This is a genomic window from Yersinia kristensenii (genome assembly GCF_900460525.1).
GTDB classification, from domain to species: domain Bacteria; phylum Pseudomonadota; class Gammaproteobacteria; order Enterobacterales; family Enterobacteriaceae; genus Yersinia; species Yersinia kristensenii.
Window position 1 is genome coordinate 4,364,515 of the sequence record NZ_UHIY01000001.1, and the last position, 26,235, is coordinate 4,390,749.

Below are 26,235 nucleotides of genomic sequence, written 5' to 3' on the forward strand. Positions count from 1 at the left end.
AAAACAAAATGACCACTATCAATGTAGAAGTACGTAACGACCAGGGTAAGGGTGCGAGCCGCCGCCTGCGTGCAGCAAATAAATTTCCGGCAATCATTTACGGTGGTTCAGAGCCAGCAATCGCTATCACTCTTGATCATGACACCACCAAGAATATTGAATTGAAACCGGGCTTTTATGATTCAGTACTGACTCTGGTTGTCGACGGTAAAGAAACCAAAGTTAAAGTACAGGCTGTTCAGCGTCACGCTTTCAAGCCAAAACTGACTCATATCGACTTCGTTCGCGTTTAATCGCGTCGCTTTCGATATTCGGGACGCCGAAATAAAAAACGCCGCTTCTGCGGCGTTTTTTATTGGTTGAATAATGTCACGATGCAAACAATTACTTCTTACCCGCATTGCGCTGTAGTTGGTCACGCAGATTTGGTGGCGTGCCTTTAATGGTCAAGGTGTCTGTCGCAGCATCCCAGAAAATACGCTCGCCCAGTAACAACGCATCAAAATTGATACTCAACCCACCGCCACTACCCGCAAACTTGGTCAACTGGCGCAAAGTGCCGCGATCTGCTGGGAAACTCTCTTCCAATGCATAGCCCTGCTCAGCAGAGAATTGTTGGAAATCTTTTTCGCCCAACTTTGGCAACTCTTGCGAAAGCTCCTGCAAGGCAATTTCTTCACCGGCCTGCAATTGCTCATTGCAATAGCTATAAACCTGCTGGCGATAAGCCTGGCGCTCATTTTTATCCAGCTCAGCATCCGCGCAATAATCGTCAACCGCCTGTAATAAACCACGGTTTTGCGCTTTAGTATCCAGACCTTCACTTGCAGCCAAGAAATCCATAAAGAAATCTGAGACTTTACGCCCTACTCGCCCTTTCAGGAAAGTCAGATAACGGGTTGATTCCGGGTTATTTTCCCATTCCGTTAAATCAATACGGGCCACAATATCAGCACGATTGATATCAAGATAATGGGTGGTGCTCAGGTCAAGTTGCTCATTCACCCGCATGCTATTACAGCTGCTTAGCACCGAAATCAGCAAATATTCCACCGCCAGATAGCGGTATTGGCAAAACAGCACCACGCCACCTTCAGCAAACGGATATTTGGCTAACTCATCACGTAAACGCCCGGTTGCCGCGCGGCTAAAGCTGAGAAAGTCTTCATCACCCTTACGGCTCCGTTTCAGCGCATCGGCCAGCTCACTTTGTTCATTAAACAACCCATAAGCTTTACTTTTGGCACTGTAAACCCGATGCAGCTCAGCCATCATTTCTTCAACTACAGCATTGGCTGGTAACAACGAATCGCGCAACACCACATCAAGCGTTTGTTCATCACGTTTTATAAGCTGATGTAAGGCTATCTGGTCAATATCCAGACTCATGATAAATACTCCTTTTGGCTAGGGGCGTATTCAATCACTGATGCCTGAGAGCTGCAACTCAAAAGCTATCTCGGCCCCCAATTAATGGCTAATGATTCTTAATGCTATAAAATAGCGGAAAAGCGCGTCTCTATACGGTAAGATATGGGACTTTGTCAGGTGTTGAGCACAATTTCTATGCCACAATCATCCCGTTATAGCGACGAACACGTTGAAAAATTGCTGTCAGAATTAGTCAGCGTACTGGAAAAACACCGTACCCCAACCGATCTTTCTTTGATGGTTTTGGGAAATATGGTAACAAATCTGATCAATACCAGCATTGCCCCGGCGCAACGCAAAGTATTGGCTCGTTCTTTCGCTGAAGCCCTTCAAGCTTCAGTTCGTGAAGATAAAGCTCATTAATTTACCGGCCAAGACTGCAATCTCAATATGGTGACAAATCGTCAGCGCTATCGTGAAAAAGTCTCCCAGATGATCAGCTGGGGGCACTGGTTCGCCCTGTTTAACATCCTGTTCAGCCTGGTGCTGGGTAGCCGCTATTTGTTTATCTCCGATTGGCCCTCATCGCTGATTGGCCGTGTCTATGCCCTTGTCAGTTGGCTTGGGCACTTTAGTTTTATCGTTTTTGCTGCCTATTTACTGGTGATATTCCCGCTGACTTTTGTGGTGATGTCACAACGGCTACTCCGTTTCCTTTCCGCCGCCTTTGCCACTGCGGGTTTAACCCTGCTATTGGTCGATACCGAGGTTTTCACCCGCTTCCACTTGCATCTTAACCCCGTAGTATGGGAGTTAGTGGTTAACCCGGATCAAACTGAGTTGGCGCGTGATTGGCAATTGATGTTTATTGCCGTGCCCGTCATTTTTCTTGTCGAGATGCTTTTCGGTACCTGGGCATGGCAAAAACTACGCAGTCTCAATCGACAGCGCTTTGTTAAGCCGCTGGTGGCCGTGTTTATTTCCGCCTTCTTTGCCTCACATCTGATTTATATCTGGGCAGATGCTAATTTCTATCGCCCCATCAGTATGCAGCGCGCGAATTTACCGCTCTCCTATCCGATGACTGCGCGTAAATTCCTTGAGAAACACGGCCTGCTTGACCAAGAGGAATATCAGCGGCGCTTAGTAGAGCAAGGTAATCCCGATGCATTGACCGTTGAATATCCCCTCAGCCCGATCGCCTTTAGCGACAAAGGCAGCGGTTACAATCTGTTATTAATTGTGGTTGATGGCATCCGCGCCAATGGCCTGCAAAAAGATATGCCTGTTTTAGCTGAATTCGGCCACTCAAACATCCAGTTTAACCGGCATTACAGCTCGGGTAATCGTCAGGATACCGGGCTGTTTGGGCTATTTTACGGTATTTCTCCAACCTATTTAGACGGCGTTCTTTCTTCGCGTAAACCTTCTGCATTCATCACGTCATTGAGTGCGCAAGGCTATCAGTTTGGATTGTTCTCCTCCGATGGTTTCGCCTCGCCACTCTACCGCCAGGCGTTGTTATCTGATTTCACCTTACCTGCTCCGGCAGAACAAACTGACAGCGCAACCACAGCACAATGGCAACAATGGCTGTCAACACTGAATAATAATACGCCATGGTTCTCATACATTAACCTGAACGGGTCAATTGAAGCGCAAGATCCTGTTGTTGGTCATAAAGTTGCCACACCAGCCGACTTTATTCGCCACTATAAAACGGGCGCAAAAGATGTGGATCAGCAGATTGCGACCATTCTCGATACGCTAAAACAACGCGGACAACTCGATAAAACCGTCGTTATTATTACTGCCGCCCATGGCGTCGAATTTAATGATAGCGGCAATAATAACTGGGGGACTGGCAGCAGCTTTAATCGTCAACAGTTGCAAGTCCCGTTAATCGTGCACTGGCCAGGTACACCCGCACAGAAAGTCAATAAGTTAACCAACCACGAAGATATTATGACCACACTGATGCAGCGGTTATTGCATGTTAAAACCGCATCAGAGGATTATTCGCAAGGGGAAGATTTATTCGCCGCACAACGCAACAATAACTGGGTAGCGACAGGCGATAATGGCACACTGGTTATCACTACACCAACACAAACGATTGTGTTAGATAATAATGGTGAATATCGGACTTATGATGAGCAAGGCAATGAAATTAAAGATGAAAAGCCACAGCTGCCATTACTATTGCAAGTGCTGACTGATATAAAACGTTTTATTGCTAACTAGCTCTAAAAACAGAGCTTTAGGCGCTTAAAAAACCAGCGAACGATTTTAACAGGTCTTGCATTAGTCACTGTAAAATGTAGTATAAATTCCACTGTATCGGCATGTAGCGCAGCTTGGTAGCGCACCGTCATGGGGTGTCGGGGGTCGGAGGTTCAAATCCTCTCATGCCGACCAAAATACCCTAAAAAAACCAACCTATTAGGGTTGGTTTTTTTGTTTGTGGGATTGGGTGATGGTAAAACCCCCAACTACGTACGTCTAGATTAAGTCAGTAATGAACAGATTGTTTCTACTGTCTGATGATATGTTCCATCATTTTACTGGGCTTAAAGAAAATATTATTGGAGGCTCGAATGGTGCCAGAGAGGATTTAATCTTTAGCTCGCCCAACGAGAGGCCCGGATAACCGAGCAGAAGTTACCTTTCTCAAATTTAGGTTCTTTGTCGGCGATAACATCCGCTTTCACATTACCAAAAGTTGTCTGCGGTTTATTTTTAATACCCTCGTAGAAGGCCTGGATTATCTCTTCTTTGAAGTTATCACCGCGCGGATGCTGTGCGACAACCTGCTCCGTCACTGTTGAGTCATATCCTGAGTAATTGATTCCCAGCACATCCATTTCAACACCCGCAGTAACCAATGCAATGACCGGATCCATAAATTCAGGAATGCCCGGCGTGGTATGAAGGGCAATCGCTGTCCATACTTTATCTATATCTTGTTGATTAACTTTATATTGTTGTAAGAAGTCCCGCGCTGCATTCGCGCCATCCACTTCAAATCGATGTTCACAGCTGCAATTTTCGTGGGTTAACCCCATATCATGAAACATACAACCGATATAGAGAAGCTCAGTATCCGCCTGAATCCCGCGTTGTTGCCCTGCTAATGCTGCCCAGTAATAAACCCGACTTGAATGGTGGAATAACAAATCAGATTCCGTATCTCTGACTAATTCAGTCGCCGCACGAGCCATCGCACTATCGGGTATGTGGATGCCATTGATATTTAATTTCATATGATTTCTCCGGTTGCTTTCCGGTATGGATTGCATCTCCGTACGATAAAGTTGAAAATAAATGTCATCAATCGTATCAATGCGACTTATTGAGACATTGCGAATATGTCAGACATGGAATCAGAAGAATGACCAGAGAGATGGTGATCTTGGCAGTGCCCGGGGTGCAAATGCTCGATATATCCGGGCCACTGGATGTATTCGCCGAGGTGAACAATCAGATGGGCCGTAAGATTTATCATTCCCGCATTATGGGATTAGAGCGGCAGGATATCACCACATCTTCTGGCGTCAGGATCATGGCGGATATGTTAATTACCGACCCAGATTTATCATCACTCGACAGTTTTCTTGTTGCCGGGGCACCAGGTATTGATGATTATCGTAGCCATAACGGCCTGATGAATGCCTTAGTCGCACAAACCCAACGAAGTCGACGTTATGGCTCAGTATGCAGTGGGGCTTTACTTTTAGCTGCGGCAGGGTTGCTCGATGGGCATCGGGTGACGACGCACTGGGCAGTAGCAGGACAACTGGCGAAAGAGTATCCGCAAGTTCAAGTCGAGGCCGATGCAATATGTATTGCCGATGGGCCATTGAGAACGGCCGCGGGTGTCACTTCCGGGCTGGATTTGGCGCTGATGATGGTGGAGGAAGATATGGGGCATGATGTTGCCCTTGCCGTAGCAGCCCAATTAGTGATGTTTTTTAAACGCCCAGGCGGCCAACTACAATTTAGCCGTCATGGTTCGACCAATCTATCGGGGCGTTCAGCATTGCAAGAGTTACAACGGTGGGCGATCTCAACGCTTGAATATCCGCATAATATGCAGTCTCTGGCACAGCATATTGGCTTGAGTCCACGTCATCTTAGCCGACTTTTTAAGCAAGAGCTGGATTTGACACCTTCACAATGGCTGGATCAGCAACGGCTTAGCCATGCGCGTCATTTATTGGAGTCAACCGCGCTAGCCCCTAAACAAATTGCTGCACAATGCGGATTTTCAAGCATTGATATTCTCCGTCGCGCCTTTGTCCGTCAATTAAATATTACACCGGCCCAGTATCGTAAAAATCACCGCCGTGTTTAATTGAATTGTTACCTCTGGATGTAAACTGCAATGTGTCAAATTGGTTATTGATCGCATACTTTATAAATAATAAAAATCCGCACAAAGGCGCGGCTTATTTGACTGGATAAGCGCGGCTAAATCGACGCAGAAATATACAGAGAATCGAATGCGATATTTATAGCAAAAAAATTCTTACTATGTTTGTTCCCACTAGATGCAAAGTAGAGCTTCTACTCGCCAATTTCTGGCAATCCCTTTAATTTTCTCAATATCTGAATCAAGCGTTTTAGCTTGCTTGTGCCAATGGAACCGCGAGTTGTTTGGCTTCCCGCAACTCAGTTGGATGGCCCGCTTTACGCGGTTTCATGAGCACTAATATTGTTCTTTACCATCCTATTTCAACAAGCTGACACAGCCTTGAATCTTCAATGACACAATCCCAAACCCAGCCACAAACATCAAAAAAATTAACTTATATTACAAATATAAAACCTGAAATATAAATATTATTAATAATTAATAACCCATATTTTTCATCGAATTGCCCACCAAAACCCATTTATTCGTTTAATTAGCACAATAGACTATTTGCAATAATTCAATTTCGTGAGCTACATTTTCCATGGATATATTTATTATCCTAATGAATGTAGTTGCACTTCTATCTATTGCAATTATATATAGTCACATCAATTATCAAAGGACGTTATTATAATGGGCAATAATAATCAACTTAAGCATGAAAATGATACTGCAGCATTATACTTATTAGAACAGGCAATGGGATTTACTTTCCAAGCCTCATTGCGTGCTGCAGCTATTTTAGGAGTTGCGGATCATCTGACCACAAGTGCCAGAACAGCGGAGGAGTTAGGAACAGCGGTGGGGGCTGATTGGCGTCTGTTAAATCGTGTTTTACGGATGCTGGCCTCGCGAAATATTTTTGAAGAATCAGCAGATGGCCGCTATTCACTTAACGCCGCAGCACAATTCCTTCGCTCAGATAATCGTCATTCACTTCGCCCTGCGGTATTAATGTTAACCGATAAAACATTCTGGCTGCCGCTGGGGAATCTTGTCGAAAATTTAAGAGGAGAATCCGCCTTTAAACAGGCATTCGGAATGTCTTTTTATGAGTACTGGTCACAAGAGAATCTGCCCGAGTCAGAAGGTGATTTTCATGCTGGGATGTCGTCTATGTCCTCAGTAGAGAATAACTTTTTGGTGCGCAGTTATGACTTCCCAGAACATGCCACAGTGGTGGATATTGCCGGCGGTTTCGGTGGATTGCTGCTGAAAGTTTTGCAAAATAATCCGACACTCCACGGTATCTTGTTCGACCGCCCAGCGGTTTTAGCAAAGAACTGGCTGGGTGAGTTAGGGGATGATTCTCGCTGGGAAACCCAGACTGGTAATTTCTTTGAAAGCTGCCCAACAGCTGATATTTATTTATTAAAATATATAACAATGGATTGGCCGGAAGAACAAGCAAGCAAGATATTACGCAGTTGTCGTAATGCAATGCGGCCCAATGCAAAAGTACTCATCTTAGAACCCGTGATCTCCAGAGAGGATACCTGGCAGGGAGGCCGAGAGATTGACCTTCTATTACTCGGCAGCTTTGATGGAGGGCAAGCACGGACGGAAGAGGAACTGAAAGCACTACTGGCTAGTGCAGATTTGAAGCTTAATCGTATCATCGACACGGGGAGCTATGTATCAATAATCGAGGCAATTGCAAACTGAAAAGAAGCATCAGTTAGAAAATAAAAAACTTAACGGAAAGATTAAATATTAGATTTAATCGGATAACTATTATCTATCAAGTCGAGAAAGTCTATGGACAATGTTATGAAACATTGCTGTGTAGCATTGTCTTTATTATTGATATTCAAAGACTCGACCGATTAAAGGATGATATTATCTGTCATCGATAAGTCATTTTTAAAACTGGCTTTAATAAATCATCAACAATATGCTTGATGATTCTAGAATTAAAATCACATTATTTTGAGTAATTAAAACTCTCTCAATTTATCGTTAACTGGCAATGTGATAAGCCGCCCATATGATTGGGCGGCTTTCTCTGAGAAAAGGCTTGTCGAGGAGTTAGAGCTGTTCACCATTACTGGCAATGACTTTCTTATACCAGTCAAAACTCAATTTACGCGAACGTGCCATCGTGCCAGTCCCGTCATCATTTTTATCCACGTAGATAAAACCATAACGTTTGCTGTATTCACCCGTAGTGAATGATACACAATCGATGCAGCCCCATGGGGTATACCCCATTAAGTCCACGCCATCTTCAAACACCGCTTTTTTCATTTGCTCAATATGGGCTTTGAGATACGCGATGCGGTAATCATCGTGAACCATGCCGTCATCAGCAACTTTATCGATGGCACCAAAACCATTCTCAACAATAAATAGCGGCTTTTGGTAACGCTCATACAATACGCTCAGTGAATAACGCAAGCCGACAGGATCAATCTGCCATCCCCAGTCAGAAGCTTTAACATGTGGATTCGGCACACTGCCCTCAAAGCCGGAAAGTGAATTTCCACTCCCCGGATGGGTAGCTGAAACCGCATTACTCATGTAATAGCTCAGCCCCATGTAATCCGCACAACCTTCACGCAGAGTATCGAGATCCCCCTCTTCCATATTGATAGTGAAACCGCGACGCGCCCATTCATTCAGAATGTAGGAAGGATAGTAACCGCGCATATGGACGTCACCGAATAGATAACGCTCACGCATAGCTTCTACCGAATACATCATGTCATCAGGATGGCAAGAGAATGGGTACAACGGCACCATCGCGACCATACAGCCAATTTTGAACTCCGGATTAATAGCGTGGCCCAATTTGACCACTTTGGCACTGGCCACAAACTGATGATGCAGAACCTGATACATCGTCTCTTCCGGATTCCCTTGCTCAGTGAACACAACGCCAGAGCAACAATAACCAAATAATGGATATTTCCAGTTACGTTGGTTATTGATCTCGTTGAATGTCATCCAGTATTTGACTTTACTTTTATAGCGCTCCATAACCACTTCACTGAATTTCACGAAGAAATCGACCACTTTCCGATTTTTCCAGCCGCCGTACTCTTTCACCAAATGCCATGGCATTTCGAAGTGAGAGAGCGTAATCACCGGTTCAATACCGTATTTCAGCAGCTCATCAAACATATCATCGTAAAATTGTAGGCCAGCCTCATTCGGTTGCTGCTCATCACCATTCGGGAAAATACGCGTCCAGGCAATGGAAGTACGGAAGCATTTGAAGCCCATCTCAGCAAACAATGCGATGTCTTCTTTATAATGTCCATAAAAATCAACCGCTTCATGGTTTGGATAGCGATAGCCTTCGTGCACCCCATCAGTCACCACACGGTCAACACCGTGTGCACCACCGGACAATACATCGGCAATACTTATACCTTTGCCGCCTTTATCCCAGCCGCCTTCAACCTGATGTGCTGCAACTGCGCCGCCCCATAAAAAATCTTTCGGTAATTGTTTGTGGCTCATAATTCTCTCCCTAAGTACTGTGGGCAATCGTTCACCCTGAAAATGAAAATCAATGGCGGGTGATAGCCCGCCCGAACATTAAATATTTTAGCTCTGATTCATTTGCGCCTGAGCAATTGGTGCTTCGGATGCTTTAGCACTGCTTGATTGCACTACATTCTCTGTCTCATCAGTAAACCCAACCAACCAGGTGAAAACTGCACCCAAGACGAAAGCGACAGTGATGGATAGCAAGAATCCCAGGAACTGTGTCATATGCCCTTCTTTAAAGAAGACCGGCAGCACCGCGATACCGGGCAAGCAATAACTCCATGACACGGCATTAAAAGTCCCGGCAATAGCCCCGCCGATCCCCCCTGCGGCACAGCTGCATAAGAAAGGTTTCTTCAAGCGTAATGCCACGCCATAGATAGCAGGCTCGGTAATACCGAATAAAGCCGTAATCCCTGCTGACAATGAAATTCCTTTCATTTCACTGTTGCGCGTTTTTAAGTAAACACCAAACATGGTTCCGGCCATGGCAAAGACTGCGGAGGCTTGCAAGCCAGTGAAGGTGTCATAACCTAATGTTGCGTAGTTACCCACAGTGACAGGGGTGATGCCCCAATGAACACCCAATGTAACCAATGGTTGCCAGAATGCTCCCACCATAAACCCTGCTATCGCTGGGCTGAGGTTATAAAGTGTGTTGTAAACACCGCCAATTGCCCCACCGATCAAATTACCCACCGGGCCAAATACCAGCAGGGTTAATGGCACCATAATGGCAATACAGAACATCGGGGTAAACAGATTACGCACTACCATTGGCAGCACTTTTTCACAGAAGCGCTGTACATAAGACATCGCCCAAACCATCAAAATGATCGGGATAACCGAGGCGGTATAGCTCAGGTATTGCACGGGAATACCGAAGAAATCTAAGGTCGGTGACGACAAAGGAATACCGGCGATGGTATTCAAAATATGGGCAACCTGCGGATTATTCAGTGCTTCATGCATCAATTGCTGCACAGCAGGATCGGCTGAGTTCACCGTGACGATTTTGTTGGCCGTGAGCATGTTCATATAATCAGGGCTGATCAGCGCACAAGCAGTAATAACCGCGGTGAAAGGGTTAACATTGAATTTCTTGGCAGCAGTAAAGGCCACCATCACCGGCAGGAAGGTAAAACCGGTCCAGGAAACAAAGTTTAGAATACGATAAGTGCCGCTGGCGGCATCCATCCAACCTATCGCGGCAAGGAAAGAAATAATCCCTTGTAAAATACCGCAGGCGGCCAGTGGATAAAGGAAAGGCGCAAAAATACTGGAGATAATATCCATTAAGCGACTAACAATACCAACTTTCGGTGCTGCCACCGGCGCGCTTTCATCAATATTAATGAGATTCGTCACATGCTTATAAGCATCACCAACGTGGTTACCAATAACCACTTGCATTTGCCCACCCGCTTCAATGACAGTAATAACCCCTTTAACGCGATTTAACTTTTCTTTATCGACGATTTTATTATCTTTCAATATAAAGCGTAAACGTGTTGCGCAATGTGTGACGGTAATCACATTATTATCGCCGCCGATATATTTAATAATTTCCTGGGCGGTCAATGAGTAATCAATTGCCATTATTAGTCTCCTGCCACGAGTGCTGAGTATAAGATAAACAGAGTGTTACCGGATTATTATTAATATTCTTTGTTGATTGAGTCTGGAGTTTAACAAAAAGAAAAACGAAGTCACGATATAACAAAAACCGTGACTTGGTATATGTAACATGTAAAAAACACCCTGTTTTATTGAGTGTTTTTATTAATTAACCCGGGGAGTTTCTTACCGATGGTCTCAATAATATATAATACTGGGATCTGAGTGGTAATATTATATTGGCCTTCCAATACAATAGGTGGCATATGGTAGGAAATATTTAAATCCGCCATCTTAGCCAATGTTGAGTTATCACTGTTGGTCAGGCTAATAATTTTGCAATTTTGCAGGCTGAACTGATTGGCAATGCGGATAATCTCTTCTGTCTCACCAGAGACAGAGAAGATAATTGCAATCGCATCCTGATACATATCACTATTGATAGGATAATAAGGATCGTCAATATAAGTACTGTACTTCCCTATATTAGAAAAGAAACGCGCGCTGTATTTCCCCAATGCACCGGACGTTCCTATTCCAACAAAAATAATTCGGCGTGTAGCGGCTATTTGGGTTGCTACCGTATCAAGTAACTCATCAAATTCACTATTATTAATACTTTTAAAATAGCTGATTATTTCACTGATGCCAAAAGTGACTGGTGGTTTTTCATCATGTTCTAAATACAGTTTAAAACGAATGCGGAATTCAGAGTAACCATCACAATTCATTTTTTTGCAGAAACGTAAAACCGTGGTAGTCGATACTCCCGCAGCATCCGCCAGTTCTCTGATGGTCATGTACATCACTTTATCAGTATTTTTTATGATGTAGTTATAGACGATCAATTCCAGTTCGTTCAGCGAGGATATTTCTTTATATGTAAACATACTGGTACCTGAAACGATGCTATGGCTTGAGATGGGTAAATTTAGCATGAAATGAGGGGACTAACGAGGGCGTTATTGCGGGATGTGGGGGCGAGCGAGTGAATAGACCGGGCCGTTAAGCCCGGTTTGTTTGGGTAAATAATCCTGAATTATGACTGTGGCGCGACAGGCCAATTGATATCGGGGGTGGTTGATAGATCAATTCGGCTCAATAACACACGATGAATTTTCCATGCCGTGAGTTTTTCTTTATCATCGCCAGTTGCCAATTCAGTATCTACAGCATCTTGAAGTAGGGCTATTCTCGCAGTGGCTTCATTCAATAATTCAGCTTTTGTTGTTTCTGCTGTGCTTATTGCTGCGGCGTGCTGTGCAGCTTTATCAGTAACCCATTTGCGACCACTCCATTCATCATAAACAGTCTGTGGAGCTAACAGTGTGAGTGTATCTGGCAATTCACCAATAGCAGTCACGGTATCCGGATATCCAGTTTTTATGTCATACGCAATCTTGCCGCGTAAATCCGGTACAATTTCCCATGCAGTACCATCAGTTGTACGGCGAATAGCATTATCATCTTCGGAAAGTACTGGCGCATCAAGGTATCCGTTGGCCGGTAAGCCCACACCCAACATTAAATACTCATTAGAAACGCCTATATATTCTTGAGTGTCACGACTTGCGCTATAAACTGTTATCCAGCCAGCTGTAATAGCCAGACCATCTTTACCTAATTTTGCCTGGACGATATCAAGGGAATATTTTGTCATTATAAAGCTCTCACTATGTAGTTGAATGCAATATTGCGGGGGCGTGTTTCATCACCCCCAGAATTATTTGTTGAAATGCCATTCGTGCTGGGAAACCATGCATTTGTTGGCCCACCAGTTACGCCACGTATCTCAAAATTTGTGATGCCGTGGTTATGGCTTTGTATCTCTGAACCTTGCCAGCCCAGCAATGGCTGGTTAGGCCGAACGCCGCGCCCATCATCAAATCCACGAATAAATTCACCGCGCAAGTCAGGCAAAACGCCCGATGGATAAGCAAGAGCAAGCTTTGGATATTGTGTTTTATTAAACGGTGCCCCGTTACATTTCAGATAGCCCGCCGGGGCAATAGTAAGAGGCCACGGAATCGGGGTTCCGATTAGTGCAGGTTCATATCTTTCATCAAAGTTTGAATAATCGCCCGGTGTGATTGTGCTGTCTAATGCTGTAATAGCTCTATTCACTGATAGTTTTGTCAGGCTCAAGCTCATTGCATAGCCCGTATTGTCATTCCAGAAATAAATACCTTTGTCAGCATTTAAGCCAATCCCCGTCCCCCCTGCGTTTGTGATTGCTCCGCTTGCTGATGTCTTAATATTGCTTTTATAGCCATTAGGGCCCAGCGGTTCCGCATGTACTCCAGTAATTTCAAGCGGGCCAGACAACGTACCTCCCAATAATGGCAAAGCCCCAACATCCGCTGCACCAATTGATATATTCGCAGTTCCATCAAACGATTTACCCGCTATCGTTCTGGCTGTCGCAAGCTTTGTCGCTGCGGCAGCTGTGCCGTTTGCCGCTAATGCCCCAAGATTTGCCAGCGCTGTTGCTTTGTTCGCAACATCATTTAGATTTTGCGTTTTTTGCAACGCACCGGCAGCAGTGGCGGCGGTATCTGTTAATCCGAGATTGGCGATTGCAGTTGCTACCGCGCCTGGCCCGGCTGCTTTAATTTCACTCAGATTATTTTTTATCTTTAGAAACTCACCTTTATCGACCAATGTCGATATCGCCTTTGTTACCTGATCGAATTTCTTGCTATCAGGTGTAATGCCTGCGGCAGCTAAAATATTGATTAATTCCCGCTGAATAGTATTAAACCATTCGGCCGGTAATATTGTTGGCGGCACACCACCCGCGACATTGCCGTCGGTAAACTCACCGTTACTGTCAGCGCGTGTATTGGGAATACTTCCAATTTTTTGCATAGAAAATCCTCACCCGTTAAGGCGCTTAAATGATTAATTTATTTATATGTCCGAAGTTATTGGTGTTTCAGCTCAGCAGCTAATAACACTGAAGCATCAAGTAGAAAGGGTATAACCAAACTTCAGAATACTATGAGATGGATTTAATACCGCCAAACGGCATTCCAGTTGTTTATTCCCCCATGAACGCAGCGGATCACTGCAATATGTCAAACTACACTGGGCAGAGTTAATCGTGGTTTCAGGGGCGGTAATGAACCAGGTAAAAGGCCATTCCTCGCCGTTCAGTGCATCGCGACACACCGCCATACCCGTGCAAGCTTGCCGGTATTGCGTAATACCAATGGAATAACCCAGCGCTTTCGCCACACGGATAAAATAAGCCGCTGATTGCCCGCCGATGCCAAATAATTTCGACACCACCGCCCGTTGGCGCTGGATCATGCTGTCGATTTCGCCGATAGCACAGAGATCCGGTAACCCGAGGGTCGCTTCCCATTCAGGTAACATTGCCGTGGCGGTGAGCGGAAAAGCGGCTGACAACAAGTCCTGCGCATCTTCATCACTGCGCCGATAAGCATTGGCCAGTGCACGCAAGACTTGAGTTTGTATGCCTTCGGGCTGGCGCGGCCAGACCAAACCCATCGGCATTAGTGCCTGTAATGCTTCAGTATATTCACTGACAGAATAGCGGCTCATAGGTAGCTCACTGTACCCCTAACGGGGAGTTTGCCGGTTTGTAGCTCAATATTGGCGGCCGGAGATTGCATAATAAAACCCCCGGTACCCGCGACTTCGCCAATGGCCAGCAACAGGGATGACCACAGAATTTTGCCACCGGGCTCACCTTCCGTGAAAAAGACCTGGTCGATAGCGGCATTGATCGCGGCAGTGGTGGCACTGTCAGCATATGAGATGCCGCTAATCACAAAATTAATGGGTTGAGCCGCCGGCGCACACACATACACCAGCGCAACAATCGGTTGTTGCGGATAAATACTGTCCGCCACCCGCCCCTGATCTCCGGTTGCTTTTACCGCCCCCCATTGTTCGAGGGATGAAATGCCGTCAGTGCCCTGTGGGAAACCGCCATGGCCATTATCATCACACATAATATAGATGCCGACAGTGCCCGCCCCCATCAAGCGCCGTTTAACCCAGCATCGCGTCACTCCCGGCACCGCCAGTGCCCATGATTGATAGTCAGTGTCATTACCACCTTGCGGGATATTCTGGTAAGCCAATAACATACGTGAGCGAAATGCATCTTCGGACTCAATATTTGCCCCGCCGGTGATGTTGGTCAATGCAGTGGCCGTGGCCTGAACACCATCAATAGCAATATCCAGTGTAAGAACCGTCCCGGCGGCACTGTTGCCAAGGCTTCCTCCTCCCGTCACATCCTCCAGTGGGCTAGGTAAAAGCGCAGTGATTTCCCCCAATGCGCTGCCATCAGCAGCAATTTTGACTTCATTTTCCAGCCGATACTGATAGCCATCCGCCCGATTGAGCCGTCGCCCGGCAGGAATAATGCGCCCGGCAATGCCACTAAAACGGACGTCAGTACCCCGTGCCGGACTGGCCGCTTTGCGGAACACATCTTTCAGAGCCGCCCACGCCGCCAGGTATTCATCAGTGGCGTTATAGGGCGTGGCCTGCCGGGCAATATAATCCAGATAGCCGTAATGCAGATGCGCCATCCCAGCATCGGCATCACTGATCACACCGATGTTAGAAAAGCGCAATAAATTGCCGCCCGTCTTCAGTTCCGACTGGATATAGGACTGATTGCGTTGTCGCAATTCGCTTAATGTGGGTCGATTAAATGGCATGAATTACTCCTCCCATACCCATGAAAACTTTATTGATGAAGGATTAGCCGCTGATTGAGTTTGGCCCGGTTGTTGATAATCAATCAGCAGCAGCAATTTATTGGGGAAAATGATTTGTGTTCGAATGCTGATTGATGCCACAACAGCATCTTCAATCAACCAGGCCAGGGCTTCCGCAGCATAATCTTCCGCTTTAATAGCAACCTGCGTGGTGAGTTTTTGCCGCCGCAGTAGCCAAAGCCGCGAACCAATAGCCGATGTCGCCCCGCTGTCCCCCCACCAGCCGCGACGATCATCACCATCAATGTCATCATCACTGCGTGCTAATCGGTCGGTGAATAAACTCAGTAAAATAGCGGTATGCAGATCATCGCCATCCAGCAAACCGCCATGACCTGCTCGCCAATCCCCCAGGGAGGCATCGACATCCCAAACAGTTTTAATGTCGGTTGTCATCGCACCACCTTAGCAGGTGTCTCACTGGTGAGTGTGGCACTCCCCGACTGCACGTTTTTGAGTTGATGATTGTGGCTGTTATAGGTGTCACGCAAGGTTTTGAGCGTGGTCGCATTGCTGCCAGCGTTATCGACAATATCACCGCTGACCTCCAGTAATGGCGTGTTTAGCCGCACTTTTACCGAGGCATTTACCGTCACCTCCGTGGCATTATTGACTGTCACCGGTTGATTATGGGCCTCAATAATCACGCCACTTTCGGTCAATTTAATAAACTGCCCCCATTGGGAATAAATCACCGTTTCCCCGGCATTTAGCCCCATATGGCGGTAAGACGCGTGGTTAGAAGCGACTATCATGCCGCTGGAGCGATCGCCGCCCAGAAAGCCGATCACCACATCACTTCCAGCAGGTAAACCCGACGAAAAGCCAAACTCCGCGAGCCGCGGGGTATCACTGTGGACCTCCAGTGCGGTTTGATATTGCACAGTTTGCAACCCGCCACTGTCGTCAAAAGCGGTCGCCCGCCCTATTCCCAACAGCATTTTTATCTGTCGGTACAGGGTCGAGATTTGTCCACTGACATCATTCATAGTTAATCCCCTGTTTCATTTGATTTTATAGGGCTGAACGGCAAAGGCTTCAGGTGGCATCAAGGTCATATTGGCCACGGTTCCATTGGCGTCTTTTAGATAAGTCACACTGGATAACAGCCATAACTCATCTTTCAATCCCATGGATGGAATAGTGATAGGGATCAGTGAGTTGGTTTCCCATAATTGATTATTCCTGTCACGCCAATGATCAACTTGCACACTGAGCATTTTGGAACGGCCGTTATTACGGTTTATGCTCCAATCGAGACTATTCCTCACCAAGTTCTCGGAGTTCATTGTGCTTTCGACGATGATAATTTTATTACGATGGCGATTCGGCAACTGCTGCGCCAACTCGGTATCCTGAGTTCTGACCAAAGCCGAGATGTTATTCCCCCCCGAAGCAGAGCGGCGGGCCACCGCATTGTTGGAAAGCGCCACACCGGTGTAATCAATAAAGCGCTGATTGATATCCGTATGCAGGTTGGCACTGAGAATATTGACGCCCTGCTCCACGCCACTGGCAGCTTTGCGTTTCCCGACACGGGTCAGATATAAATTGCCATCCGGTTGGTCGTAATAGAGTAATGCCGCCCAGCGAGTCACATGTTCAATCACCGCTTGCGCCGTCTCCCCCCAGTTAAGAGTGAATTTAGGTACCACGGCCATATCGGCAATATCCGAGGTCACTTTGATGCCGTAAGGTTCTGCCAGTTTTTGTGCAATCTGTAATACCGTGGATTGGCTGATAACACTGTTCGGCCACTCGGCGGAGCAATCCACTAAATCCTGGCACTTGCTGCGCCCTTTGGCGGTCACTTCATGGGTGGTGCCGGAAATTTTGTTATCCCAACTGTCGATATAGCCGGTAAGCACCGCGTCATTGCCCAACTTAACCACGCAGGCATCACCGGGATTGACCCATTGTTGCCACTCACTGGCGGGGTAGCGGTCCATCAAAGAGAGTTCAAAGCTGCTGGGTAATTTTTCAATGCTCCGTGTGACCTGAATTTTACTCCAACCGGTTATCGCCCTGCCGCCCACTTCCAGTGTTAAGTCATCACTTACGCGTTCATCATTCATAAGTTCAATGCCTTAAATCGGGTGGGCATAAATGCCGGATGAATCGGATTAGCCATTTTCACCAGCCCATCACCACGAGATGCATCCTGATAGAGCCGGTTTGCCAGCATTAGGGCGGGTAGCGAGCGGTTAAAATTCACTTCACCCACCCGCGATAAATTCGCCCCAGCTTGTTGCAAGAGCAGCACGATAGATTCCCGCATCAGCATCAATGCGCCGTAGGTTTCATCATTTCCACGGTCGGCGGCGGCCAGTGCCGTGTTGTCAATAACCTCGCAAACTCGCCCCAGCACCCTGACTGCATCGTCATAGCTTTCCGGTTGATATTGCGCCGCTGCGCAGACCATCCCACCGGCGCATAAGGTCGTCATTAAATGATGGCTGGCATCAGCAACGGCCCTATCACTCCCATTAGCGTGGAATGTATCGTCTTGCGTTACGACCAAGTTTTCCATCATGCGGATAACATCTAACGTACTGATGCCACTGCTTTGCAATGTATTAACCAACAGCAACATTTTCTCGCCATGGCGCTCAATGCTGTTAGCATCAAGTAGCTCATTAAGCGCCGTATTGACCGCCGCTTGCCCTTCGACGGTAAAGGCCAACCGCTGTGCCACCAGCAATGATAGGTTGGTCGTGTCATTTTGCTGACTGACAGTGGCCGTCGCGCCCGAGCTACTCCCGCCCACCGTGCCATGGTTATAGCGGCCATAGCGGTTGCGACCGAAAGTGGATCGCAGTGCATTACCCAGGTTGCTGGCTTCATTGGCGGTGTTTGTGACCATTCGGCCCCAAAATGCAGCCGTGTTTTTCAGTGTTTTTATCGCTTGAGTCGCCGAGCGCATTTCCCCTTTCACCGTGGCAATAAAACCGGCGACCGCTTTGGCACTTAGCCCCAACCAGGAAGATTGGACGGATGCCCCCATCTCGGCCGCACCAGTGATAGCAAAGGCCCGCAAGCCCGATTCAACCGCAGTTAAGGTGAATGAAAATATCCGCCCACCGGCGGTGTCTTCATCAATTTTCAGTTCACTGACACTGACGGTCATTTCACCCAGAGTGGGGTGAACTAATGTGCCTGCCCCCGACATTTCACAAGCAGCTATCAAAGAATCACGCTGCGTCATCACATCTGGCGCGGTGTAAATTTGGCTGTTTTGTACCAGAAAACCCGTTAAGACGATGCTGCGCGCACTGCGGCCCAGATCTTCGATATAGCTGGTGTCGCGATAGGGGTAGCTGTGTACGACCTGGCGGCGACCAAAAGTACCGGTGCTTTTATTAATGACAAAAGGAACACCACGAAACGAGGCCTGATGCAGATGTTCCGACCATTGCCAGCTGTCGTCAGCACCGCCTAATAGTGCTGATAAGGTATTACCGATAAATGACATTTCATTCTCCTGTTCAGGATGCTGACCGATAGAAAGTAAAAAACCCGCCAAGAAGCGGGTTAATACAAAGACGGAGTGGAATGGCGCACTGAATTACATCGGCATAGCCATGGCATAGGTAATTCTGCCGCCACCCTGCCCTAACAACACGGAAGTCTCTCCCGTCCGGCCATCGATTAATGTCAGTTCGATCTGCACGCGGTTATTCTGCATGGCAGTGGCAATCACATCAGCAATAACATTGGCGTTGAAATTATCACCATTCGCCGACCCAGCATAAATAGGCGATCCCATTACTGGGCCAGCGACAATACTGCCGTTTGGTGATATTCCCATTGGCGTGTTGGGAATATTATCGCCGGGTAATGCGCCAATAGGGTTAGTGACTACATCGCTATCTGGCAGTGTACCTGCATAATGACTAATAATATTGTCACTGCGTGAAGTATCCGTGGAGTGACTGACGACAGTCTCCACCGTAGAGCTATCATTATGAGCAGTAAACATATTATTTTCGGATAAAACCGAAGGTGATGGCCTAAAAGAATAATGTTCTTTAGCATTCGAATTGATTAGCTGATTCTTACTCCAAGTATCACCAATACTCTCATTAAATATATATTCATCAGAACCAGACTCACCCCCAAAATTGAAACTATTCGTCAGAGGATTAAGCTCAGCTTGTGGCAATTTAAACCCAGGGAAAAAGTCAACATCCTTATAAACTATTGTATCTGCATTTTTAGACTCAATATAAGCATGGTATTTTTCCCGGAAACCATCAGTCATTAGGCCAAAATCAAGCATGATTTTCTCATATAGACTCAATTTTTGATAAAAATCATTACTATTATAGGCATCCCTTAATTTTTCTGATTCATATCCACTTGTAAGCCCTAAAGTATGCATAAATGAAAAATTATCTGGGCCATAAGTCATTATATCTGTCAGCCCACCAATAGTATTTGCTAAAGCATTTTTGAACGTCAGTGTATCACTGACAGTATTCGCTATTTTCTGTTGGATTCCATCTATAGCAGCACCAAACTCAGTGGTTCTGAGCCTCATTTCTTGAAGTTTGGCAATCACCTCTGGATCAACTGTTAAGCCAAAGCGACTTGAAGCACTTAATAAATTTTTTATCTCAAGTCCTTCTCGTAATAGCCCTACACCTTCACTATTTCCTGCTAACGTATTAATTAATGTATCTTTCTCCCGCATATCCATTTGACTCTTAAAAACTGGCGCTAAATTCTCCATGGTTTTAGGCAAATTAACTGTATTGTTTTCATTTTTAACAATATCAACATTATATTTTTGAAGCAGATCAGCTGTTTCTTTATCCTTTCCCAACAAAATATTATTAAATGTTCTATATAGTTGCTCAGACGATTGAATAGCAGTACTTCTATCCGCACCGCGAATTTGCATAGCGCCGCTTATGTAACTGAATTGGTCAACAGGAGCCCCAACATCTTGTGCAGCGGTACTTATTTCATGTGCTTCGTCCGCTTCTCCATTGAGCCAATGCATTCCTATAGAACCAGCTGCAATTGCAATATTTCCTGTCCGAATCAGTCTATAACCATTGAAAGTTTGAGAAGGTATATTACGTAATATAGGTCTTACTTTTGAAGAGTGTTTTTTATATGCCGGTATTTCCGTCCCTGCGACATTATTCTGAGGAGGAACTCCATCAATCTTGTATTTATCAGCCATTTTTGCCAGCCTTAATTTTATTAATCCGCTCGGCCTGCTGGCACCACCACATTAATTGACTGTAGGTCAGGGACCAGGCGTCGCCCGGCCCCCAGCTATAGTAATAAGTGACGTCAGCGATTATTTCGCGCCATCGTCCCCCGTTGGGGAGTAGGCTAAAAAACCCATCATGTAGACCTCACTGGCTTTATAGTCGGTGAAAGCCATTTTTTTAATCGCCTCACGCGGCACCCCTGACACCAAAGCAATCAGCAACCCCATGCCGCTGAGCGAACCGGCCTTGGTTTGCTCATCGTAGAATTGCTGTACTTGCAACAGTGTCGGCTCGCTGAGTTCGACCACCTCATAAGTGGTCTTGGTGGCCTCGTGCGAAAGGGGTTTAACCAGTGAAATCGTTTTACTGCGTTCCAATTCAGACATATCAGTTCTCCGTCACCGAACCGCCTTCCCAACTGACATCCACCGTGCCCTCAGTGCTGTCCACCACCAAGGTGCTCACCGACCACATTCCACTACCGATAATAGTTTTGCCATTCGCCAATTCACACACGATATTGACATTGGTTTGGTCATTGAAGTCACTGATAGAAACTCCGCCGCTATCGCGGATAGTGCAAGAAATGGATGGCGCAACTACGGTTTCTTTATAGCCGTGTATGCCGTCCATCCCCATGACCGTTTCGCGTTTAACTTTTGACGGACTGTATTTGAACTGACCGGCCACCATAATGGTAATGCCATCAACAGTGACATAGGCGGTACCCGCCAGGCGGTTTGAAGTATTGCTCATAATTTATTTCCTTTTTTATGCTGAAAGAGTCGGCTGCTAAAGAGCCGACTATTCGAGAGTCGGAGAGTTAAGCCGTCGCTTGCAGACGGAATTGATTGAGCACAGCGAAAATACGCAACTGATTAATCAGCACGCCAGTCCACAAAACATCAACCCGATTGGGATTACTGGCGTTTTTCTCGACAATCAACCCGCGGGCGAAACCTTTGGCATCCTGAACGTAGCCGTTAAATTCCAAAGTTTGATACTGCGCAATTAGCTCGGCACGAATCACATTGGGCGTGATAATTGCTGAACCCGCAGCGAAACGGGTGCCATCAGCCGCCAACTTCATGCGGGCAAACTTGGAGGTCACTTGAGTGCGCAAATAACGGGTGACAAACATCAGCAAGAACAAAGTCTCAATTTGCAGATAACTATCATCCTCAGCACCGTATTTGTTGGTCTGATAAGTAGTAATGATATTTTCCACTTGAACCGTGCCGTCATCCGCCACTGTCACTGTGGAAATACCGCTGTGCAGCAGGTTATTACGTTCCGTCAGGGTAAAGCGGCTGGACAATGGCGCTGCCAATACCCCATTCACCGCCAGTGTTTGCAGTGGACGCCCTGGATCATTGCGCAAACTTTGTGCAATAGCGCCCACATAGGCCGCCGCCCAGATGTAGGCCGGAGTCGGGGAGTTGTAAACCCCCAACAGAGAAGCATGCTGATCATTGCGCAGTTCGCCTGCGGCGGTCAGTTGCCCATAAGTCCCCGATTGAGCCGCGAAGCTGTGACCATACAATTGTTGGCTGTAGCTCCAACGTCCGGTGCTATCGGACAAGAAAGCTTTGATTGCATCCAGTGACGCCGTATCGGTGTAAGGGTTGATAATGAAATCGAAAGTGCGATCCTGCAAATTCGCCAGGCCGCTGGCCAAATCAGGTGCCCCCGCACCACCCGCCATTGGTGTGATGGTCAATACCAGACTGTCAGGGGTGGTTTCACCGCCCGCGCTGCCAAGATAATTCAGCCGCAGATCAATGTTATTGCCATGAGCCCCTTTATTTTTCGCGGCCAATACCACGACTGCATCTTCAGATACCGTCTCGCCGGTATGCACCACGGATACTGGCAGCTCAGGTTTGCTCTCAATTGCAGCAGTCAACGCGGCAGCAATGGTATTCACATCGTCAGTTGCGACCACCGTGGTTTGCACCCGAATACCGCCGATATACAGTGAAATAACCCCCGTCGCGGCGGCTGGCGTCGTCACCGTGATTTTGCCGACCGCCGCCGTCATGCTATCGGCATCACTCAGCGGCAAAAGATACACTTCGCCGGCAGTGTCATTGGCCAAATAAGCCGCCATCTGCCCGTGTAACATCGACCCGGCCCCCGCTAAACCGGCAACCGTAGCCGTTGATGAAACCAGCACCGGAATATTGGCTGGCAAGGTACTTTCCGGCAATGTTTGCCCGATAATCAAAGTGCGCTGAGTGGTGCTTGCCGTGTTGGCCTGGGAATTATCAAACTCTGCAAAGAACAGTGGCGTGCGCAAGTTACTCGGAATATTAGTGAAAGGAATGGTCATAGTTTTGTACTCTCCGTTGTTAACACTTCAAATGCAGATATCACTGATTTAGCAGGGATCTGCACCACATCACCGTCTTGTATACGACGGTGCCAAAATGAGTTATCTGGAACCTCTGTGCCAGATTCAGGCAAAAAGGTGCCCTTGACCGGGTCACGCACCGCGCGACCCGCCGTTGGTTTTACGAACATAGGGTTACTCCGGGAAGGTAATAGCGACCAGGGGAGCGGTCGTACCATCGGGCATATCAATCGTGACGTCGAGGCCCGTCAACTGGGTGGTTTCCAGCAGGAAGAAATCCTCTGGTCCTTGGTAATATTCAAGGTCTAACTCCACCGTCACTTGGGCAAAATGGGGTTCGCTGTTGCTGTCGATCCCCATGGTAGTGCGGACCTTGGCAAACTGCTGAATCTGACGGGTCAATTCATAGCTATTAATCACCGCCCGTTGAATTTGTTCACACAAACGCTCCAGTGCCAATGCGGCTTCGGTGACTCGATTATCTGCCTCACTTAATTGAATATGCCCGCTGATTCGCAATGTCGTCATGGTCTTGAACTGTGGCGCATTGCGGCCAATCGACTCTTTAACTTCCACTGGCGTTTGTAACAAAATCGCCGGATAAGTGGTTACTGGCCATATATCAGTTGAATAGATACGGCCTTCAGCATCTGTTTTACCTGTTAACGCTGCGGCCGCCAGTTGCCTGATTTGAGCTGCATTCATGATTTCACCCGATGAGAAAGGAAAACTCCGCCATTAATACCTGTACGGGAGATTCTCCTGATAATTGATGGCCCCTTATGGGGATAACTGCAGCACCTCCTTGTAATAACTGTTGATTTATCTGACTGTTACGCCAATGGATAACTTCATCCAACCGCCCTTTACAAATACGCAGCTCCCGCTTGAGAATCAGGGCATATAAAGCACTGTCACCCCATGTGGTGCCGGTAAACTCAGGAATTTCACATTCAGCCATCGTCGATTCTGGCGGCAATAACAGCATTGGCTTAACTCGCGATGGCGGCGATCTATTCGCGCAGGATGCTAATACCAGACTCAGGCATACGGCTAACAGCACAGTTATCATTGGCTGCCGCCGCCGTGAAGCGCTTAAGGCGATCCTCAGTTTCATGTCGTAACGTCCTTTCACTTTCCAGTTGCCGGACAACCGCAACTCGATTCGCCGCCGCGTTCAACTGATAGGCATCGATAATGTCAGCCAATGTTTGATTAACTACCCGCGCAACCTGCAACTGAGCATGTTCTTGTTGCTGCTTCGCGCTGAGACGGTAACTATTTGCCGTCAGCCCCATGAGTAATAGCGCCAGCAACGCCATGATGAGGGTTTGTCGATTCATTAGCCCTCCGTGGCTTTTATCAGCGGCGGCATTAAACACAGCTCGCGTTCAACCTCGCGCCGGTTAATCAACCCCTGCCAGCGCTGCCCCCCCGCCATAATCCAGCGGCGTAATTCATCACAAGCGGCAGAAATATCACCACTATTGAGTTTCTTAAGTAAGGTTGATTGAATAAATGCGGAGTAGCCTACGTTATAAGTAAATGAATAGAGCGCCGCACGGGTATAATCACCAATCGGCACTTGCACAGCATTGTCGACCCACTTTTTCACCGGTTGTAGGTCGCGTTGCAGCAATGCATCACACTCCTGATCGCTATAGTGTTTACCGCGAATAATATCGTGACCGGTATGACCATCACACAGCGTCAGGACGCCTGCGACATCATAATAGGCAGTGTATTTGCGCCCTTCGAGACCCTCATGCCCACCGAGTAAAGCTGCGGCGATAGCCATAGCGCCACCCGCCACCGCCCCAACAACCTTTTTGCGTAGCATTGGGGTCATATTAGCCCTCCATTTTGCGCAATGCGTCATGACAGGCCGCAATGGCGGCTGGAATACTTTCTACTGTTTTATTGCGCAAGAAATCTCTTAATATTTCAGTTCTACGTTTCTCTTCTTTAATTAATGCGTCTTTTTCTCGTAAATTGACGTAATAGGTTTTGACAGTAAAAATCACGCTAATCACAGTACCGAGAATAAAGATATAATCTTGTAAACTCAGAGCCGAGAATAATGCCAGTGACCCAGTCCACCAATACGGAAGCTGACTTTGTTCATTCATTTATGACCTCTCTCCGTTACACTGGCGTGTATGACTAACAGAAACAGGAAAGCCCCGACAATGCGGGGCTTTCCTGTTATTCAATCAGTGTGTAACTAACCAGTGATATCAGACTAATACACTTTCTGCGGACCGCGTTAGTCTTTTTTTCACTATTTTAAAATTTATTTTCGGCATCAATTTCCCGCATCCAAAATAAGAATTCTAAAATGAAAAAATCCCGCAAAGGCGAGATTTTAAATTGTTATTGTTGCGTAACTAATGAACCAGCAATGTCAGACTAATACACTTTTTGCGGACCGCGTTAATGTTTTTTCATAAATATGTAAATTTTCTATCAGGGGGTCCATTTCTAATTTTACATTCAACATTGCCAGGCAACCATCAATAAACCCCTCAGCCATTTGCATATTAATCCTAATCAGCTTTTCATCTCTTTTTTGCTGGCGAGCAATAGCGCGCTTTGATTGATTCAGCACATAGTGGCGAATAATTAAGTCATACTCATCTGGTCGATATTGTTTTAATCGGGCGACACAACCATCCACCACTAAACCATCATCATCGCAGCATGACGCCTTACTTTTAGCCGTATCGGGCAAGAGTCCTTTGAAACCTGCGGCAATAGAGGAATAATCCAAGCCTGAACTGTATCTCGCCCATACCCCCCAGCGCGCTAATACTAATTGAATGTCTCTGATACTCTTCTGGCTGTGGCTGTCGGCTTCGGTGCCGTTGATTGAACTCATATATGACTACTCCACAAAAGGCGGGATCATTTGATGACACCTCAGCCTATCGATTGCTCAATAACGGCAACCACCGATAAGCCTGGTCGCCGTCTTCTTGTGATAATCAGAGAAATCAT

Annotated in this window: 29 protein-coding genes and 1 tRNA gene; 6 read left to right on the forward strand and 24 right to left on the reverse strand. The window is 46.7% G+C overall.

Going from position 1 to position 26,235, the window contains the following annotated elements; translation table 11 throughout:
- Positions 1–8: 8 nt before the first annotated feature.
- On the forward strand, positions 9–293 hold the full coding sequence (gene rplY, locus DX162_RS20260) for a 50S ribosomal protein L25 (protein WP_004389483.1): 285 nt from the start codon (positions 9–11) through the stop codon (positions 291–293).
- Positions 294–384: 91 nt separating this feature from the next.
- On the opposite strand, the gene yejK is transcribed toward rplY, so the two are convergent.
- Positions 385–1,389: a nucleoid-associated protein YejK gene (yejK, locus tag DX162_RS20265; RefSeq protein WP_004389482.1), complete on the reverse strand. Its 1,005-nt coding sequence runs from the start codon at positions 1,387–1,389 to the stop codon at positions 385–387.
- Between the two features lie 177 nt (positions 1,390–1,566).
- Between yejK and DX162_RS20270 the strand changes: the two genes are divergently transcribed.
- From DX162_RS20270 to DX162_RS20280, 3 genes are all read left to right on the forward strand, one after another.
- Positions 1,567–1,794, forward strand: coding sequence for a YejL family protein (locus DX162_RS20270; RefSeq protein WP_004389481.1), 228 nt, complete (start codon positions 1,567–1,569; stop codon positions 1,792–1,794).
- A gap of 27 nt (positions 1,795–1,821) precedes the next feature.
- Complete coding sequence (gene yejM, locus DX162_RS20275; RefSeq protein ID WP_004389480.1) at positions 1,822–3,615, forward strand: LPS biosynthesis-modulating metalloenzyme YejM; 1,794 nt, start codon at positions 1,822–1,824, stop codon at positions 3,613–3,615.
- Between the two features lie 97 nt (positions 3,616–3,712).
- A tRNA-Pro gene (locus DX162_RS20280) sits at positions 3,713–3,789 on the forward strand.
- 203 nt (positions 3,790–3,992) lie between these two features.
- Here DX162_RS20280 and DX162_RS20285 read toward each other — a convergent pair.
- Entirely contained in the window at positions 3,993–4,634 is a 642-nt protein-coding gene (locus tag DX162_RS20285; protein WP_004389479.1) for an HD domain-containing protein, read from the reverse strand.
- Positions 4,635–4,762: 128 nt separating this feature from the next.
- Between DX162_RS20285 and DX162_RS20290 the strand changes: the two genes are divergently transcribed.
- Together DX162_RS20290 and DX162_RS20295 are read left to right on the forward strand one after the other, a co-directional pair.
- On the forward strand, positions 4,763–5,725 hold the full coding sequence (locus tag DX162_RS20290; RefSeq protein ID WP_032819397.1) for a GlxA family transcriptional regulator: 963 nt from the start codon (positions 4,763–4,765) through the stop codon (positions 5,723–5,725).
- Between the two features lie 696 nt (positions 5,726–6,421).
- A complete protein-coding gene (locus tag DX162_RS20295) occupies positions 6,422–7,453 on the forward strand; it encodes a methyltransferase (RefSeq protein WP_004389475.1) in 1,032 nt (343 codons plus the stop codon).
- A 363-nt stretch (positions 7,454–7,816) separates the two neighbouring features.
- On the opposite strand, the gene DX162_RS20300 is transcribed toward DX162_RS20295, so the two are convergent.
- The 22 genes from DX162_RS20300 to DX162_RS20410 all read right to left on the reverse strand — a co-directional run bounded on the left by DX162_RS20300 (position 7,817) and on the right by DX162_RS20410 (position 26,068).
- A complete protein-coding gene (locus tag DX162_RS20300; RefSeq protein ID WP_004389474.1) occupies positions 7,817–9,253 on the reverse strand; it encodes a 6-phospho-beta-glucosidase in 1,437 nt (478 codons plus the stop codon).
- A gap of 87 nt (positions 9,254–9,340) precedes the next feature.
- Positions 9,341–10,882: a PTS transporter subunit EIIC gene (locus tag DX162_RS20305; protein ID WP_004389473.1), complete on the reverse strand. Its 1,542-nt coding sequence runs from the start codon at positions 10,880–10,882 to the stop codon at positions 9,341–9,343.
- A 167-nt stretch (positions 10,883–11,049) separates the two neighbouring features.
- Positions 11,050–11,790 (reverse strand): MurR/RpiR family transcriptional regulator, encoded by a 741-nt coding sequence (locus tag DX162_RS20310; RefSeq protein ID WP_004389472.1) that lies wholly within the window; start codon positions 11,788–11,790, stop codon positions 11,050–11,052.
- 149 nt (positions 11,791–11,939) lie between these two features.
- The gene (locus DX162_RS20315) at positions 11,940–12,560 is read right to left on the reverse strand and encodes a tail fiber assembly protein (protein WP_032819396.1); all 621 of its coding nucleotides are present in this window, start codon (positions 12,558–12,560) and stop codon (positions 11,940–11,942) included.
- Positions 12,560–13,768, reverse strand: coding sequence for a phage tail protein (locus DX162_RS22975; RefSeq protein ID WP_004389471.1), 1,209 nt, complete (start codon positions 13,766–13,768; stop codon positions 12,560–12,562). Before DX162_RS22975 ends, DX162_RS20315 begins: the two co-directional genes overlap by 1 nt.
- A 96-nt stretch (positions 13,769–13,864) precedes the next feature.
- Positions 13,865–14,467: a YmfQ family protein gene (locus tag DX162_RS20325; protein ID WP_032819394.1), complete on the reverse strand. Its 603-nt coding sequence runs from the start codon at positions 14,465–14,467 to the stop codon at positions 13,865–13,867.
- The gene (locus tag DX162_RS20330) at positions 14,464–15,600 is read right to left on the reverse strand and encodes a baseplate J/gp47 family protein (RefSeq protein ID WP_004389469.1); all 1,137 of its coding nucleotides are present in this window, start codon (positions 15,598–15,600) and stop codon (positions 14,464–14,466) included. The genes DX162_RS20325 and DX162_RS20330 overlap by 4 nt, the downstream gene beginning before the upstream one ends.
- A gap of 3 nt (positions 15,601–15,603) precedes the next feature.
- The gene (locus tag DX162_RS20335; protein ID WP_032819393.1) at positions 15,604–16,056 is read right to left on the reverse strand and encodes a phage GP46 family protein; all 453 of its coding nucleotides are present in this window, start codon (positions 16,054–16,056) and stop codon (positions 15,604–15,606) included.
- Positions 16,053–16,649 (reverse strand): phage baseplate assembly protein domain-containing protein, encoded by a 597-nt coding sequence (locus DX162_RS20340; protein ID WP_004389467.1) that lies wholly within the window; start codon positions 16,647–16,649, stop codon positions 16,053–16,055. The genes DX162_RS20335 and DX162_RS20340 overlap by 4 nt, the downstream gene beginning before the upstream one ends.
- A gap of 15 nt (positions 16,650–16,664) precedes the next feature.
- The gene (locus tag DX162_RS20345; protein WP_032819392.1) at positions 16,665–17,735 is read right to left on the reverse strand and encodes a phage baseplate assembly protein; all 1,071 of its coding nucleotides are present in this window, start codon (positions 17,733–17,735) and stop codon (positions 16,665–16,667) included.
- On the reverse strand, positions 17,732–19,132 hold the full coding sequence (locus DX162_RS20350; RefSeq protein ID WP_032819391.1) for a DNA circularization protein: 1,401 nt from the start codon (positions 19,130–19,132) through the stop codon (positions 17,732–17,734). Before DX162_RS20350 ends, DX162_RS20345 begins: the two co-directional genes overlap by 4 nt.
- Before the next feature lie 93 nt (positions 19,133–19,225).
- Positions 19,226–20,851 carry a chemotaxis protein gene (locus DX162_RS20360; protein ID WP_050413792.1) on the reverse strand — a complete coding sequence of 542 codons (1,626 nt, stop codon included), beginning with the start codon at positions 20,849–20,851 and terminating at the stop codon, positions 19,226–19,228.
- Between the two features lie 120 nt (positions 20,852–20,971).
- Complete coding sequence (locus tag DX162_RS20365) at positions 20,972–21,271, reverse strand: phage tail assembly protein (protein WP_004389461.1); 300 nt, start codon at positions 21,269–21,271, stop codon at positions 20,972–20,974.
- A 1-nt stretch (position 21,272) separates the two neighbouring features.
- The gene (locus DX162_RS20370; protein ID WP_004389460.1) at positions 21,273–21,641 is read right to left on the reverse strand and encodes a phage tail tube protein; all 369 of its coding nucleotides are present in this window, start codon (positions 21,639–21,641) and stop codon (positions 21,273–21,275) included.
- Between the two features lie 67 nt (positions 21,642–21,708).
- Positions 21,709–23,217, reverse strand: coding sequence for a phage tail sheath subtilisin-like domain-containing protein (locus DX162_RS20375; protein ID WP_004389457.1), 1,509 nt, complete (start codon positions 23,215–23,217; stop codon positions 21,709–21,711).
- A complete protein-coding gene (locus DX162_RS20380) occupies positions 23,214–23,408 on the reverse strand; it encodes a DUF2635 domain-containing protein (RefSeq protein WP_032819390.1) in 195 nt (64 codons plus the stop codon). Before DX162_RS20380 ends, DX162_RS20375 begins: the two co-directional genes overlap by 4 nt.
- Before the next feature lie 4 nt (positions 23,409–23,412).
- Entirely contained in the window at positions 23,413–23,943 is a 531-nt protein-coding gene (locus DX162_RS20385) for a hypothetical protein (protein WP_004389456.1), read from the reverse strand.
- A gap of 4 nt (positions 23,944–23,947) precedes the next feature.
- A complete protein-coding gene (lysC, locus tag DX162_RS20390; protein ID WP_127446272.1) occupies positions 23,948–24,310 on the reverse strand; it encodes an Rz1-like lysis system protein LysC in 363 nt (120 codons plus the stop codon).
- Positions 24,252–24,581: a DUF2570 domain-containing protein gene (locus DX162_RS20395; protein WP_032819388.1), complete on the reverse strand. Its 330-nt coding sequence runs from the start codon at positions 24,579–24,581 to the stop codon at positions 24,252–24,254. The genes lysC and DX162_RS20395 overlap by 59 nt, the downstream gene beginning before the upstream one ends.
- Positions 24,581–25,087: a lysozyme gene (locus DX162_RS20400; protein ID WP_004389454.1), complete on the reverse strand. Its 507-nt coding sequence runs from the start codon at positions 25,085–25,087 to the stop codon at positions 24,581–24,583. Before DX162_RS20400 ends, DX162_RS20395 begins: the two co-directional genes overlap by 1 nt.
- 1 nt (position 25,088) lies before the next feature.
- Positions 25,089–25,367 (reverse strand): hypothetical protein, encoded by a 279-nt coding sequence (locus DX162_RS20405; RefSeq protein WP_004389452.1) that lies wholly within the window; start codon positions 25,365–25,367, stop codon positions 25,089–25,091.
- A 275-nt stretch (positions 25,368–25,642) separates the two neighbouring features.
- On the reverse strand, positions 25,643–26,068 hold the full coding sequence (locus DX162_RS20410) for an antiterminator Q family protein (protein WP_265331455.1): 426 nt from the start codon (positions 26,066–26,068) through the stop codon (positions 25,643–25,645).
- Positions 26,069–26,235: the final 167 nt, after the last annotated feature.

Bases quoted from the DNA above. Each gene is read 5' to 3' on its own strand.
- rplY (WP_004389483.1), top strand. From the start codon at position 9: ATGACCACTATCAATGTAGAAGTACGTAACGACCAGGGTAAGGGTGCG.
- yejK (WP_004389482.1), bottom strand. From the start codon at position 1,389: ATGAGTCTGGATATTGACCAGATAGCCTTACATCAGCTTATAAAACGT.
- DX162_RS20270 (WP_004389481.1), top strand. From the start codon at position 1,567: ATGCCACAATCATCCCGTTATAGCGACGAACACGTTGAAAAATTGCTG.
- yejM (WP_004389480.1), top strand. From the start codon at position 1,822: ATGGTGACAAATCGTCAGCGCTATCGTGAAAAAGTCTCCCAGATGATC.
- DX162_RS20285 (WP_004389479.1), bottom strand. From the start codon at position 4,634: ATGAAATTAAATATCAATGGCATCCACATACCCGATAGTGCGATGGCT.
- DX162_RS20290 (WP_032819397.1), top strand. From the start codon at position 4,763: ATGACCAGAGAGATGGTGATCTTGGCAGTGCCCGGGGTGCAAATGCTC.
- DX162_RS20295 (WP_004389475.1), top strand. From the start codon at position 6,422: ATGGGCAATAATAATCAACTTAAGCATGAAAATGATACTGCAGCATTA.
- DX162_RS20300 (WP_004389474.1), bottom strand. From the start codon at position 9,253: ATGAGCCACAAACAATTACCGAAAGATTTTTTATGGGGCGGCGCAGTT.
- DX162_RS20305 (WP_004389473.1), bottom strand. From the start codon at position 10,882: ATGGCAATTGATTACTCATTGACCGCCCAGGAAATTATTAAATATATC.
- DX162_RS20310 (WP_004389472.1), bottom strand. From the start codon at position 11,790: ATGTTTACATATAAAGAAATATCCTCGCTGAACGAACTGGAATTGATC.
- DX162_RS20315 (WP_032819396.1), bottom strand. From the start codon at position 12,560: ATGACAAAATATTCCCTTGATATCGTCCAGGCAAAATTAGGTAAAGAT.
- DX162_RS22975 (WP_004389471.1), bottom strand. From the start codon at position 13,768: ATGCAAAAAATTGGAAGTATTCCCAATACACGCGCTGACAGTAACGGT.
- DX162_RS20325 (WP_032819394.1), bottom strand. From the start codon at position 14,467: ATGAGCCGCTATTCTGTCAGTGAATATACTGAAGCATTACAGGCACTA.
- DX162_RS20330 (WP_004389469.1), bottom strand. From the start codon at position 15,600: ATGCCATTTAATCGACCCACATTAAGCGAATTGCGACAACGCAATCAG.
- DX162_RS20335 (WP_032819393.1), bottom strand. From the start codon at position 16,056: ATGACAACCGACATTAAAACTGTTTGGGATGTCGATGCCTCCCTGGGG.
- DX162_RS20340 (WP_004389467.1), bottom strand. From the start codon at position 16,649: ATGAATGATGTCAGTGGACAAATCTCGACCCTGTACCGACAGATAAAA.
- DX162_RS20345 (WP_032819392.1), bottom strand. From the start codon at position 17,735: ATGAATGATGAACGCGTAAGTGATGACTTAACACTGGAAGTGGGCGGC.
- DX162_RS20350 (WP_032819391.1), bottom strand. From the start codon at position 19,132: ATGTCATTTATCGGTAATACCTTATCAGCACTATTAGGCGGTGCTGAC.
- DX162_RS20360 (WP_050413792.1), bottom strand. From the start codon at position 20,851: ATGGCTGATAAATACAAGATTGATGGAGTTCCTCCTCAGAATAATGTC.
- DX162_RS20365 (WP_004389461.1), bottom strand. From the start codon at position 21,271: ATGTCTGAATTGGAACGCAGTAAAACGATTTCACTGGTTAAACCCCTT.
- DX162_RS20370 (WP_004389460.1), bottom strand. From the start codon at position 21,641: ATGAGCAATACTTCAAACCGCCTGGCGGGTACCGCCTATGTCACTGTT.
- DX162_RS20375 (WP_004389457.1), bottom strand. From the start codon at position 23,217: ATGACCATTCCTTTCACTAATATTCCGAGTAACTTGCGCACGCCACTG.
- DX162_RS20380 (WP_032819390.1), bottom strand. From the start codon at position 23,408: ATGTTCGTAAAACCAACGGCGGGTCGCGCGGTGCGTGACCCGGTCAAG.
- DX162_RS20385 (WP_004389456.1), bottom strand. From the start codon at position 23,943: ATGAATGCAGCTCAAATCAGGCAACTGGCGGCCGCAGCGTTAACAGGT.
- lysC (WP_127446272.1), bottom strand. From the start codon at position 24,310: ATGATAACTGTGCTGTTAGCCGTATGCCTGAGTCTGGTATTAGCATCC.
- DX162_RS20395 (WP_032819388.1), bottom strand. From the start codon at position 24,581: ATGAATCGACAAACCCTCATCATGGCGTTGCTGGCGCTATTACTCATG.
- DX162_RS20400 (WP_004389454.1), bottom strand. From the start codon at position 25,087: ATGACCCCAATGCTACGCAAAAAGGTTGTTGGGGCGGTGGCGGGTGGC.
- DX162_RS20405 (WP_004389452.1), bottom strand. From the start codon at position 25,367: ATGAATGAACAAAGTCAGCTTCCGTATTGGTGGACTGGGTCACTGGCA.